General features: G+C 39.7%; 11 protein-coding genes. 7 read left to right on the top strand and 4 right to left on the bottom strand.

All coding sequences use genetic code 11. The features are described from left to right. Window positions 1-10: 10 nt before the first annotated feature. From FR7_RS18170 to FR7_RS18160, 3 genes are all read right to left on the bottom strand, one after another. Window positions 11-1,810 carry an ABC transporter ATP-binding protein gene (locus FR7_RS18170; RefSeq protein ID WP_007937329.1) on the bottom strand — a complete coding sequence of 600 codons (1,800 nt, stop codon included), beginning with the start codon at window positions 1,808-1,810 and terminating at the stop codon, window positions 11-13. A 179-nt stretch (window positions 1,811-1,989) separates the two neighbouring features. Further along, window positions 1,990-2,949 carry a helix-turn-helix domain-containing protein gene (locus FR7_RS18165; RefSeq protein WP_007937328.1) on the bottom strand — a complete coding sequence of 320 codons (960 nt, stop codon included), beginning with the start codon at window positions 2,947-2,949 and terminating at the stop codon, window positions 1,990-1,992. A gap of 771 nt (window positions 2,950-3,720) precedes the next feature. After that, a complete protein-coding gene (locus FR7_RS18160; RefSeq protein WP_007937327.1) occupies window positions 3,721-4,614 on the bottom strand; it encodes a LysR family transcriptional regulator in 894 nt (297 codons plus the stop codon). 144 nt (window positions 4,615-4,758) lie between these two features. Here FR7_RS18160 and FR7_RS18155 point away from each other — a divergent pair, with 144 nt between their 5' ends. The 4 genes from FR7_RS18155 to FR7_RS18140 are packed head-to-tail and all read left to right on the top strand — an operon-like array spanning window position 4,759 to window position 8,288. Further along, window positions 4,759-5,250, top strand: coding sequence for a 3-isopropylmalate dehydratase small subunit (locus FR7_RS18155; protein WP_036667594.1), 492 nt, complete (start codon window positions 4,759-4,761; stop codon window positions 5,248-5,250). 13 nt (window positions 5,251-5,263) lie between these two features. Next, window positions 5,264-6,520: a 3-isopropylmalate dehydratase large subunit gene (locus FR7_RS18150; RefSeq protein WP_007937325.1), complete on the top strand. Its 1,257-nt coding sequence runs from the start codon at window positions 5,264-5,266 to the stop codon at window positions 6,518-6,520. After that, complete coding sequence (locus tag FR7_RS18145; protein WP_007937324.1) at window positions 6,517-7,011, top strand: LeuD/DmdB family oxidoreductase small subunit; 495 nt, start codon at window positions 6,517-6,519, stop codon at window positions 7,009-7,011. The genes FR7_RS18150 and FR7_RS18145 overlap by 4 nt, the downstream gene beginning before the upstream one ends. Window positions 7,012-7,034: 23 nt before the next feature. Continuing rightward, window positions 7,035-8,288 carry a 3-isopropylmalate dehydratase large subunit gene (locus tag FR7_RS18140; protein WP_007937323.1) on the top strand — a complete coding sequence of 418 codons (1,254 nt, stop codon included), beginning with the start codon at window positions 7,035-7,037 and terminating at the stop codon, window positions 8,286-8,288. Between the two features lie 414 nt (window positions 8,289-8,702). Here FR7_RS18140 and FR7_RS18130 read toward each other — a convergent pair whose 3' ends face one another. Next, window positions 8,703-9,464, bottom strand: a complete 762-nt coding sequence (locus tag FR7_RS18130) for a tRNA threonylcarbamoyladenosine dehydratase (protein ID WP_007937321.1) — start codon at window positions 9,462-9,464, stop codon at window positions 8,703-8,705. Window positions 9,465-9,760: 296 nt separating this feature from the next. Here FR7_RS18130 and FR7_RS18125 point away from each other — a divergent pair, with 296 nt between their 5' ends. The 3 genes from FR7_RS18125 to FR7_RS18115 all read left to right on the top strand — a co-directional run bounded on the left by FR7_RS18125 (window position 9,761) and on the right by FR7_RS18115 (window position 12,487). Beyond that, a complete protein-coding gene (locus FR7_RS18125; protein WP_007937320.1) occupies window positions 9,761-10,312 on the top strand; it encodes a cyclase family protein in 552 nt (183 codons plus the stop codon). Between the two features lie 181 nt (window positions 10,313-10,493). After that, window positions 10,494-11,690, top strand: coding sequence for an MFS transporter (locus FR7_RS18120; RefSeq protein WP_007937319.1), 1,197 nt, complete (start codon window positions 10,494-10,496; stop codon window positions 11,688-11,690). Next, the gene (locus tag FR7_RS18115; RefSeq protein ID WP_007937318.1) at window positions 11,687-12,487 is read left to right on the top strand and encodes an AraC family transcriptional regulator; all 801 of its coding nucleotides are present in this window, start codon (window positions 11,687-11,689) and stop codon (window positions 12,485-12,487) included. Before FR7_RS18120 ends, FR7_RS18115 begins: the two co-directional genes overlap by 4 nt. Window positions 12,488-12,507: the final 20 nt, after the last annotated feature.

Raw genomic sequence — 12,507 nt, 5'->3', positions numbered from 1 at the left:
TGCTATTGATCTAAGCATATCTCTTCACCTCTTCTTTTTCATTGTTAGCTGCCCAGTTTTTTGCACCGATATGAGCCTCCCACATATCTTTATAAAGTTTGCAGCCCTCAAGGAGCGCTTCATGCGAACCTGTCTGGGCAATACACCCTTTTTCCAGAACGACAATTTGGTCTGCTTTTTTTATGGTTGAGAGCCTGTGGGCAATCACCAGCAAGGTCTTTCCTTTGGTAAGGGCGGCAATGGATTGTTGTAGTTTATCTTCATTTTCCGGATCGGTAAACGCTGTTGCCTCATCCAGGATAACAACCGGCGCATTTTTTAAGATGGCTCTGGCAATGGCAATGCGTTGCTTTTCTCCTCCTGATAATTTTCCTCCGGCCTCGCCGGCAGTGGTATCATACCCGTTATCCAGATTACCGATAAATCCATCGCAACAAGCTGCTTTCGCTGCTGCGATTACTTCTTGATCGGAGGCCTGGGGATTACCAAGGCGGATATTTTCCCGCAGCGAGCAGTTAAACAGGAAATTATCCTGAGTGACAAAGCTCACCGTGTCGGCAAGTTGTGTCAGGGGCAGCTTTTTGATAGTAACACCGCCTATGCTGATTGTTCCGCTCCCGACATCCCAAAAACGTGCAATCAGCCTCGCAACGGTTGACTTTCCCCCTCCGGAAGGGCCGACCAGTGCCGTAAAAGTCCCCTGCGGGAGCTTTAGATTAATGTCATGGAGCACGTTGTTTTCTATATTACCCGCATGGGAAGCTTTATCCGCGTCATAGGAAAAGGACACATTATGAAGCTCAATATCATATTGATTAAGCTCTACCGGCTCATGCGCGTTTTCAAGCTCCTTCAGGTTTAAAAATTCATCGGCATCTTTCACTGCGTATTCTATCGCTTTGGCATCATTTACAAATACCGTGAAGCTGGTTAACGGTGCTACAATGCCCAAAGATAATATCAGACACATCGTAAGCTCCGCCGGACTTAGGGACCCATTCAGATACAGATACATACCAAGCGGCACCGTGCCCACCAAGGTTGACGGCAGCACTGATCCGCCAAAGTTCATGAGCTTCCAGGTGCTTTTAAACCAATTGAGTGTATACTCTTTAAAAGACTCTACGGCTTTTTCGAACTTTTCATAAGATGAGGTAGACTGGTTAAAGGCCTTGATGACTTCAATTCCCTCTACATATTCGACAATCACGCTGTTCACATAGTTGTTGGATTCTATATAATCAGCATACTGTTTGTTAAACGTTTTCATCATAATTGCATAGGCCGCAATTGCGACCGGCACCGTAACGATTGCTGCAAGTGCCATGCGCCAATCAATCATCATGAGATAAACAAATACGCAGATGGGCAAAAGCAGGTTGGAAATCCCTTCTGGAATCAGATGGGCCAGCGGCACCTCGATGGTTTCCACCCGGTCTACAATCACATTTTTCAGCTTTCCCACTGTCTGGTTCAGCACGGTGCCCAGCGGAGCTTTCATTAATCTGTCGGCAATCTTCAGCCGCATATTCTCTAAGATGCTGTATGCGGAAAAATGCGCTAACATTGTGGATATGGCATAAAAAACGAACTTTACGATATAACCGCCCAGACATATTGCCGCCCAGAATAAGATGCCGTTTACCGTCTGTTTTCCGTCAAAAAACAAAACAATGATTTGATATACGCCAATATACGGCACAATACCGCCTGCGACACTGATAATGGCGCATATTACCGAAAAGATCATCTTCAGCCTGCACTCCGTGGCAAAGGACAAAACGGTTCCCAGCCAGTTTTTTTCTTTCATTTTAGCTCACCTCTTCGAGATTTTTTGGTTTTAAAGACCGTTTCCTCTATAGAAAATATTTTTTTAAGACGTTTGTCTTATAAAAATATAATACGGGTTGGTTAGATATCACTAACCAACCCGTATTATATTTGTTTTTATTGCCGCCATCTACTCCGCAATAACTCTTTTTGCTCCATTTAGACAGAAGATTTTCGATGTTCCAGTGGAGACATGCCCATCACTGTCTTGAAAGCTGCCGCGAATTTGCTGGAATTATCATAACCCACCTTTCCGGCGATAACTGCCACGTTTTCATTGCTTTGGCGCAGCATTAATGCTGCCGCATGCATACGATAAGAACGCATATAGGCATTGATGGATGTACCATAGACACCTTTGAAACAAAGCTTCAACGAGGTGAGTGGTATATCAAACTTAGCAGATAATTCGTTCAGAGTGAAGTGCCTGTCGATATTTCCACTGATGTATTTCATAATTGCTTTTACTGTTTTAACCTGCTTTTGGGGAAAATATGGTCGTTCTTTGCTATTTATGGGGACATCAAGCACGCTTAAAAACAACAGTAACTCCAACACCTTAATCTTAAAATAATTTTTCCTAATCTTGTCAGGTACAGTATAGAGCTCAGAAAAAATATGCTGAATAGAGTCCTCGGCGCGCATGATAAATGGTCTTTTGCCGGCACAGAATTTTTCCCGTAAGGCTTGCAAATCAACAGAAAACCCGTCAAAGAGAGTAGGTAGCGTTTTTAATGCTTCATCGATATATATTGCAACCGTAATACCATGATAATGGCTGAGCGGAAATCCGAAGCCAAGGGCATGGTTATCTTTCGCATTGATCTGCAGGTCTCCTTCTTCCAAGTACATATATGAGCCATCCTGGAATTCCCATTCAATGCGCCCTTCCCGGCAATGGTCGATTCCCAGCATGTCTACTTTTGGCCGAAACTCTGAAAAGCAGCTCGGAACGTGAAAATCATTGTACAGCAGATCGATGCCGGGGAACACCTTGTAGCAGGTCATGGTGCCTTCTCCGTTGATATCTTTCATGTTATATATGGTACAATCCTCATTTTTTTTAAACATCGTGATATTATTGCCGTAAAATACTCTGTCTTCCAATGTAATTGCCATGTTATCTCATCTCCCTGCTTTGTCGCGTTATAAAAATTTCGGAATTTTCAGATGTCAAGTAAGAACGACTCAGGTTTCTGCCTGTAGATTAGGAGTTGGCATAAGCTAAGTCTTTGTTTGCCCTCCTGCTTGTTAAGCATAACAATAATAATTATTATTTTCAATAGTCAGAGGTGTTTTTCGCGCTCTATGTTGTTGACGGGAATTTTTTGTCTGACTATAATAGTAGATTTTTACAATGCTTAGGTTAGCGGTAAGATAATTGATCTGCTAAAATTAGGAAATAATAATGCCAATGATAATTGACAATAATTATCATTGGCATTATTGTTTACAAAGGAGTAGCTTAGAAGAAATTTTTTCGAAGCTTTCTGAAATGTTAACAGTTGATGATTTTGAATCCAGAATGTGAAACGGATGGTGCTATTCTTGTTCAGCAACTTGGGAGCGGCACTGGCACCCATTTTCAACTTGAATGTATTTAAACAAACCATTTTAGATAATTCTTAATGGAAGGAAGATTCATCATTCTTTCCGTCAATACTAGTTTCGCCATATACTATGTGGCAGGCACAAAGACAGGCAGCGGGGTAATATACCCGTTGCCTGTCTTACATTGCAATAATGTAAATTGCGCATATTCCTATGTTGAACACAATGCTGGAAAGGGTGAGGCTTTTTTTAAACCTTATCTATTTTTCTCAGTGTTCTCTGCGCCTCTGCGGTTCGGTTTATTTTCTATGCTTTAAAGGACGCGTAGCGTTTTTCTTATTAGTTAAGCACGTGAGACTGTAGATAAGACAAAAAGGTTTCTGTAGCGATGGATAAGGTTCTTTTCTTATCATAAATAATACCGACGGTTCTCGCAGGCATGGGCGGTGATACTGGGATTTCAATGAGGGTTCCTTCTGCGAGATCTTTCTCAACAAAGTTTCGGATGGCAACGGTAATACCCAGCCCGATTTTGGCAAATTCAATGAGGAAATCCATCGTATTGATTTCGACTTCTGGTTTGATAAAGATATTATTTTCCAATAAAAATTGATCTATATATTGTCTTGTTATATTATCTGACTCTAGGAGCATAAAGATACCTTTGGAAAAGATCTCATTAGGTTCTACGATCTGCAATGAGTCTAAATACTCCTTCTCTGCAACAAAAATGTCCTGGATATCTGCTAATTTAACAAAGGTATAAGGACTGATGTTAAAGGGGCGGCTGACAATGCCGAAATCAATCATTCCTTGATCAATATTTTTTAGGGTATCAAAGGTTGTGTTATTAATGATCTTTATTTTTATTTCAGGATATTGTTTCATAAACGGCTTCAGATGTGATAAAAGAAAGTATTTGCATAATACGGTGCTGACACCAATGGTAATCATGCCTTGCTTTTTGTTCTTAAGTTCGATTAATACGTTTTCTCCATCAGCAATGATATGAAGTGCTTTTTGAATATATTCATAGAAGATTTTCCCTTCGGCAGTAAGAGTAACTCCTTTGGAGCCTCGGGAAAATAATTTGACATCTAAGAGGGTTTCTAGTTTTTTGATGGATTTACTTACGGCTGGCTGGCTTATATATAAGGATTCTGCCGCGTGAGAAATATTTTTGTAGAAGGCTACCGTATGAAAAATTTTATAAAGCTCTAAATCTTCATGCATGACATAACTCCTTGTTATAGTAAGTATAATTAATATGTATTATTATTATATCATATTAAATTTTATAATATAATGATAGAGCGTGTTTCAAAAAATAAGAGCCAACATAGTAAAGAGGCTCTAATAGAAAGTATGGAAAGAGAGATGATAAACGTGATCACAGGGAAAGCATGGAAGTTTGGGAATGATGTGGATACGGATCAAATCATTCCATCTCAGTATTTGCTGCTGCCTAATGTTGAGGAAATGAAACAGTATACGTTTGAGCCTTTAGATGAAAACTTTGCTTCTACCGTGTGTCCAGGTGACATTATTGTAGGGGGCGAAAACTTTGGTTCCGGTTCGTCCCGAGAGCAAGCTCCTTTAGTCTTAAAAGCTCTGGGCATCAGCGCAGTAGTAGCGAAATCCTTTGCCAGAATCTTCTTTAGAAATGCAATCAATATTGGGTTGCCGGTTGTGATTTGCAAAGAAGTGTATGATGCTGTTGAACAAAACGACACATTGGAAATTGATGTTCTAAAAGGTACGATTAAGAATGTTACAGAGGATCGAAATTTTACATCTACAAAACTTCCTGCACATGTAATGAATATTTTAGAAGCAGGCGGTTTAATTGGTTTCTTAAATAAAAAGTAAAGGGGGTACAATAATGGGAATGACAATGGGAGAGAAAATCTTGGCCAGAGCCAGCGGTAAGGATCTTGTGAAACCAGGAGAGATCATTACAGCAAAAGTTGATTTATGCATGAGCAACGATGGTACAACCCATTTGAATATTGATATATTTGAAAATCAGCTGAAAGCAGAAAAGGTGTTTGATCCTGAAAAAGTGATTTTTATTGTAGATCATAACGTACCTTCAGAGAGTGCAAAAACTGCTCAGGTACACAAAAAAATGCGAATATTTGCGCAAAAACATGATATTCCCTTTTATGAAGGCACAGGAGTGTGTCATCAAATTATGATAGAAGATTTCGTTGTACCAGGACAGCTGGTTATTGCTGCTGATTCTCATACCTGTTCTTATGGTGGTCTGGGTGCCTTTGGCACAGGGGTAGGCTGTACGGATTTTACTTCCGTCATGCATACAGGGGAAATTTGGCTGATGGTTCCGGAAACGTTAAAGTTTGAAATTGAGGGCAGTTTCAAAGCAGGAGTATATGCCAGGGATCTGATTTTGAAGATCATTGGTGATATTGGGGCTAATGGAGCAAATTATAGAATTATGGAATTTGGCGGTCCTGCAGTGAAGAAATTTACTGTTGATGATCGGGTAGTGCTGTGTAATATGGCCGTAGAAGCAGGGGCAAAAACAGGCCTTGTTGAGCCGGATCAAACTGCGATTGACTATGTTGAAGCCAGAGGGCGTCATGACATGAATCTATTTACAAGCGATGAAGATGCAGTATATGAAAAAACATATCAATATAACCTTGATGAATTGGAACCGATGATTGCCATTCCTCATTGTGTTGATGATGTAGTCGGTGTAACCCAGATTGGGGATGTGAAAATCGATCAGGGCTTTATCGGTTCCTGTAATAATGGCAGGATCGAGGAATTACGCGCTGCAGCGCAAATTTTGCAGGGAAAGAAAATTGATCCTTATGTGAAACTATTGATTTCACCTGCTTCAAAGGCAGTATTTTTAGAGGCCTTAGCAGAGGGATTGATTGATATTTTTGTAGAAAGCGGCGCCATGGTGCTGAATCCCAATTGCAGTGTTTGCTGGGGAAGCTGCCAGGGCGTAATTGGTGAAGGGGAAACCCTGATCTCCACTGGGACCAGAAACTTCAAGGGCAGGGCAGGTCATCCAAACTCGAGCGTATATCTTGCTTCTGCGGCAACGGTAGCCGCTTCTGCCCTTACAGGGAAAATAACCGATCCTAGGGGGTTTGTGGTATGAAAGAAGCTTTCAAAGGACGAGTGTGGAAACTTGGGGACGATATAGATACGGATATTATTATTCCGACGCAGTTTCTTGCCTTAAAGACCGTAGAAGATATGAAAAAATATGCATTTAACCCGTTAAGACCGGAGCTGGCAGCGCAGATCCAGCCAGGAGATATTATTGTAGCAGGTAAAAATTTTGGCTGCGGCTCGTCTCGGGAGCAGGCTCCTGAGATATTGGCGGCTTTGAAGATAAGCTGCATTATTGCCAAGTCCTATGCCAGGATCTTTTACCGCAATGCATTTAATAATGGTTTATTGCTGCTTGAGAATAGTGAGCTGTATGATTATTGCAGTGAAGGAGATCATGTCTCTGTTCATTTAGAGAGCAGCCAAGTTCTCCTAGGGGAAAAATCCTTTGAGGTGGCATCCATTCCAACGGATTTGTTGCAGATGGTAGAAGCGGGAGGATTAGTTCCTTTTATGAGAAAGCGCAATGGCAAATAGTTTTGCTGGAAAGGAAGTGCAGTATGGGTTATACGCTAACTGAAAAAATAATCATGAGAAATACGAAAAGAAGTTCTGTTACACCCGGAGAATTGCTCAATGTGAATGTGGATAGGGTTATGGTTCATGATATCTTTGCTCCCTTTGTTGTTGAGAAATTTAGAGAGATGGGTTTTGAAAAAGTTTGGAATCCAGATAAAATTGTATTTGTCTATGATCACTTAGTCCCCACCAGTTTTATTGAAGATTTTCGTCATCATAAAATAGCCGATGCCTTTGCCGCGGAGCAGCACATAAAGGCGGTTCATCGTGCAGATGGAGTCTGTCATCAATTAATGCCTGAGTTACGCTATGTAGTTCCCGGTCAAGTCGTCTTTGGTACGGATTCCCATACTACGACCTATGGTGCCATTGGTTCCTTCTCAACAGGAATTGGCTATACGGAGATGGCGGCGATTTTTGGTACGGGACAATTGTGGATTAAGGTTCCGCCAACTCTTAAGTTTACAATTAATGGCGAGCTGCCTAAGGGTGTTTATTCCAAAGATATAATTCTTAGGATTCTTGGTGATATTGGTGCTGATGGCGGTACTTATAAAGCACTGGAATTTGGCGGTTCTACGATCAAAGGATTGAGTATATCTTCCAGAATGACTCTTTCCAATATGGCGGTAGAAGCAGGAGCTAAGGTTGGGGTTATTGAGCCTGATGAAAAGACTTTTGCTTTTAGCGGCGTCGAAGGCAGTCAATTCCAAGATCTTAAGAGTGATCCAGATGCCAGTTACGAAAAAGTCTTTAACTATGATGCTTCCACTTTTAAGCCTGTGGTTGCATGTCCATCCAATGTGGATAATATCAGTGACGTAGAAGCACTGTTAGGAAGCAAAATTGATCAAGGATTTATCGGTTCCTGTACCAATGGCAGGTTTGAAGATTTAGAAGTAGCCGCCAAGATTCTCAAAGGGCGCAAGATTGCTCCCTTTACAAAATTAATTGTTACGCCGGCAAGCCGGAGTATTTATGCAGAAGCTGCAAAGGCAGGTATTATTGGTATCTTAGTGGAAGCCGGGGCGATTATGAATCCGCCAGCCTGTGGTTTATGCTGTGGCAGGAGCGGTGGGATTGTATCAGATGGGGAGCGGGTAATCGCCACTAACAATCGTAATTTCTTAGGCAGAATGGGCAGTCCGAAGTCGGAAATATTTCTCGCCTCCCCTGCAACCGTTGCTGCAGCGGCTTTAGAAGGTAAGATTGTTGATCCAAGAAAGTATTTATAATTCATAAAAATAATAAAAGCCACCTTCAGTATGAAGGTGGCACGGTGTAATGAACAAGCCGGAGACGAAATTTTCTTATTTCCGATCTGGTAATATATGCTATAATAAACGTACAGATTGTCTAGGAGTGGTTAGCCATTCCCTTGTAGAAAGGGGTGGTATGATGATATCAATGTTTGAAGCAATGTATCTCATGATAGCATTCGCAACACTCGTTGTTTTGATCATAAATAGGAAATAACCGCTTCCTAGGCTAAGGTCTGCGGTTATTTCCTAATAACTCTTACTTTAGGCCTAACCCTTCGGTTAGACAATCTGCAGGGCTGGCGTGTGTCGAGCACGTCAGTCCTTTTCTTATATTATACCCATAGAAATAAAAATATGCAACTGCCCAGGGAAAAATCCTGCCTGGGTTCATTTTACTTTAAAAGCAATATCTTTTACGACTTCGCCGGCAATGATTAATCCGGCGACTGATGGTACAAAGGAGATGCTGCCAGGAATTTGGCGGCGGATGGTGCATTTACGGGTAGTGCCAGAGGGGCAGATACAACCAGTTGCACAATTAGAACCTTCTGTTTCGATTGGGGTTACAGGCAATTCTTTGGAGTAGACTACCTTTAAGGAATGCACGCCGCGTTTTTTTAGTTCTTTACGCATAACTTTTGCCAAAGGACATACGGATGTTTTATAAATATCGGCTACTTCGAATTTCGTAGGATCAAGCTTATTGCCTGCTCCCATGCAGCTGATAATAGGAATATTGTTAGCCTTGGCTTTTTCGATCAAATCAATTTTTCCCGTTACCGTGTCAATAGCGTCTACAATGTAATCGTAGTCGTCAAAGATTAACTCAGCAGCAGTGTCTGGCATATAAAATTTTTGAAAGATCGTAACTTCTGCATCCGGGTTAATCTCTAAGATTCGTTCTTTCATTACTTCGACTTTCGCTTTACCCACGGTTTTTCGAGTCGCAAGCAATTGACGGTTAATATTTGTAAGACACACACAGTCATCATCAATCAATACCAGCTTGCCTACACCAGCACGGACCAGACCTTCCACGGTATAGGAGCCTACACCGCCAATACCGAAGACAGCTACTTTACTTTGTTTCAATTTTTCTAAGGCTTCTGCCCCGATTAATAATTCGGTTCTAGAGAACTGATGTAACATGTTGTCACCCTTTTTCCATATTAATATTTAGCCAGCTGGGAAAAGTAAACGTTATTAAAAAACGTTTTAACTCAAACCAAATCTTATCAAAAATACTTATAAAATTCAACTAAATATAATTTGCTTTTATTTAAATGCAAAAATCTGTAAAGAAAAAGCTTCTTTATGGTATGCTGACAAGGAAATGTGAGTGTTTGTGTGGAATATACACAATGATTTAAATGTCTCTTTATCCTTATATTGGATGAAGGAATTAGACATTCATTTGTCGCTGCAAATTCAGGAGGTAGAAAGTAATGTTGATTGATTTAACACTTAAGATGAGTAAATCTGATTTTATCACAGATGATCCATCAAGAAAATTAGGACATTTTGGTACTCATTGTGATGTTATGAATAAGGAATTTCTGTTGGAAAATATTAAAAGAGTGGGTAAAATTATTGATATTAGTAATATAAAAGACAGGGAAGTCAATATTACGGATATCAATATTGAAATTGAAAAAAATGATTTTGTAATATTTAAAACAGATCATTTGAAAATAAATGGATATGGAGCAAAAGAGTATCAAATAAAAAGTGCAGAACTATCCGATTCAGTCATTGATTTTCTGATTGAGAAAAAAGTAAGCTTGATTGGGGTAGATGCGCCAGGACTGCAGAAAGCTTCCAAACATGGGGAAGTAGATCAGCATTGTGCAGATCATAATATTTTCGTAATCGAGAATTTGTGCAACATCGATACTCTTTATGAAAAGGTAAGAAACAACAGCTTTACGGTCTATTGCTTTCCTTTAAATCTTTTGGATTCAACAGGTTTATCCTGCAGAGTCATAGCAGAGTTTTAATTGTACAGCAAGTAATGAATAAAATAGAAGATGTAAATACAAACTTCTGCAAGGTGACTGTTGATATCTTGCAGGAGTTTGTATTTTTATAGTAAATAGAACAATATAAGAATCTTTGCAAGATATAGGAAGCTCAAATTTCAATATGGAATCCGCCAATTGTACAATAAAGGAGCTATTTATGAAGAATACGAAAGAACTTCAAACTAGGCAATTTAGCAATACTCCTATTATTATCTTATTAGTCCTCATGTATGTAGTCGTGGCCATGAGCGATAATTTTAAAGGTATTTTTGTGCCTTTTTTCAAAGATGATTTTGGTATTAATAATACGCAGATTGGCTATGTCCTGACAGCAGGTTTTTTGGCCTATGCAGTGTTCCAGTATGTTGGCGGTATTTTTATTGAGAAGGTAGGCTATAAGAAAGTCATAGTTTTTGGTTTCATAGTAGGGATGGCCTCTTTGATTCTTTTAATTACTTGCAAGACATACATCATATTACTCATTGGATTATTTGGCTTAAATGTTGGTATGGCTATGTTTAATGTTGGGGTCAATACATTAGGACCGGTATTGACCGTCGCTTCAACTGCCGTCCTCATGAATTTTGTGAATTTTTCCTATGGTGCCAGTAATACAGCAATACAAAAAATTGCAGGGAATCTGTTATCAAAAGGAATACCATGGACTCAATTCTACGTCTTCATGCTGCTGTTCTGCGGGGCCTTATTGATCTATTTACTAATCATTAAAATACCTTATACTCCCACTAGTGAAAAAGTGCAGTATCAAAAAAAAGATTTATTTAGAAATAAAGTGTTATATCTGTATATTATTGCTTTAGGTTTTTATCTAGCCTCAGAATATGGCATTGGAAACTGGTTTGTGAATTATATGGGAGAAGAATTTAACTTAGATGCAGATAACAGGGCATTCTATGCCGCATTGTTCTTTGGTCTTGAAACAGTGGGCAGATTGTTTGGCGGATTTATTGTAGATCGGTTAGGAGCTTTTAAAGGCATGCTGCTGTTTGGCTGTGCAGCGTCTTTTTTATCTACCGTGGGGATTCTATTAGGAGAGGCAGGATTACTTATATTTTCTGCTGCAGGTTTATTTTATTCCATCATTTATCCCACGATCATTACCACGGCCCATGGAGTGTTTAAGGAAGCAGCATCCTATGTTACCGGTTTGATGTTAATGTGCGGCACGTTAATTGCAATGGTTGTCAACATGCTGATGGGGATAGGGAATGATACCATTGGTGTGCATTATTCTTATTATAGTATCGCTATCTGCATAGCCATCACTACCATCGCTGTTGCAGTGATAAAGAGAAAGGTAGGTGGTTTTGAAGGGAAGGAAAGGGCAGGATGATGAATGGAGTACAATTTTACCGTGATGAAGAGTTGCCGTATTTTGAATTAAAGTTATGCGATACCAGCCAGCTTTCCTATAGAAAGCACGCTCACGAGGAATATTCATTAGGCATTGTAGATAAAGGAACAAGCTCATTTTGGTATGAAGGTAAGTGGGAAGACGTAAATCCGAAAACAATTGTTTTTATTCCTCCCAATTTAGTACATTCTTGTAATCCACAGCAGGAGGATCAATGGAAATATAAAATGCTGTTTATCAATGCAGCATGGGTACATCGTTTCATGGATAGTAAAGAAAGATTTCTTTTCCAGAATCCAATTGTTGAGGCGATCTCTGATCCAGAAATATTTAAAATGACCAGTAAGATGATGGAAAATCTAATGGAACATGCAAGTCCTTTAGAAAAAGAAGGCAGCATCATTGCTCTTTTTGACAAGATGGCCGTCCACGCAGACCAGAGGAAGAATATAAAGATCAAACAGGAACTTCCTAAATTGAAAGTCATTAAAGAATATTTGCATAGTAATTTTTGTGAAAGAATTACATTGGATGACTTAGAGCTGGTTTCAGGGATTAATAAATTTCATCTGATTCGTCTCTTCAAAGAGGAATTTGGCATACCTCCCCATATGTATCAAACCTTGTTACGAATCAATTATGCAAAAAGACAGCTTCGCAAGCAAAGGCAAATCACTGAGGTAGCATTAGAAGCAGGATTTTATGATCAAAGTCATTTCCATAAAGTTTTTAAAAGCCATACTGGGATTACTCCAGAAAAGTATGAAAAAATATAATCTAAAATCATTACACGAGG

The sequence above is a fragment of the Pelosinus fermentans DSM 17108 genome (genome assembly GCF_000271485.2).
Lineage (GTDB): Bacteria > Bacillota > Negativicutes > DSM-13327 > DSM-13327 > Pelosinus > Pelosinus fermentans.
Note: the sequence above shows the minus strand (reverse complement) of the source record. Positions and strands in the feature narration are given on the sequence as shown.

Excerpts from the sequence above, each read along its gene's own strand:
- FR7_RS18170 (WP_007937329.1), bottom strand. The coding sequence starts at position 1,810 with ATGAAAGAAAAAAACTGGCTGGGAACCGTTTTGTCCTTTGCCACGGAG.
- FR7_RS18165 (WP_007937328.1), bottom strand. The coding sequence starts at position 2,949 with ATGGCAATTACATTGGAAGACAGAGTATTTTACGGCAATAATATCACG.
- FR7_RS18160 (WP_007937327.1), bottom strand. The coding sequence starts at position 4,614 with ATGCATGAAGATTTAGAGCTTTATAAAATTTTTCATACGGTAGCCTTC.
- FR7_RS18155 (WP_036667594.1), top strand. The coding sequence starts at position 4,759 with ATGATAAACGTGATCACAGGGAAAGCATGGAAGTTTGGGAATGATGTG.
- FR7_RS18150 (WP_007937325.1), top strand. The coding sequence starts at position 5,264 with ATGGGAATGACAATGGGAGAGAAAATCTTGGCCAGAGCCAGCGGTAAG.
- FR7_RS18145 (WP_007937324.1), top strand. The coding sequence starts at position 6,517 with ATGAAAGAAGCTTTCAAAGGACGAGTGTGGAAACTTGGGGACGATATA.
- FR7_RS18140 (WP_007937323.1), top strand. The coding sequence starts at position 7,035 with ATGGGTTATACGCTAACTGAAAAAATAATCATGAGAAATACGAAAAGA.
- FR7_RS18130 (WP_007937321.1), bottom strand. The coding sequence starts at position 9,464 with ATGTTACATCAGTTCTCTAGAACCGAATTATTAATCGGGGCAGAAGCC.
- FR7_RS18125 (WP_007937320.1), top strand. The coding sequence starts at position 9,761 with ATGTTGATTGATTTAACACTTAAGATGAGTAAATCTGATTTTATCACA.
- FR7_RS18120 (WP_007937319.1), top strand. The coding sequence starts at position 10,494 with ATGAAGAATACGAAAGAACTTCAAACTAGGCAATTTAGCAATACTCCT.
- FR7_RS18115 (WP_007937318.1), top strand. The coding sequence starts at position 11,687 with ATGATGAATGGAGTACAATTTTACCGTGATGAAGAGTTGCCGTATTTT.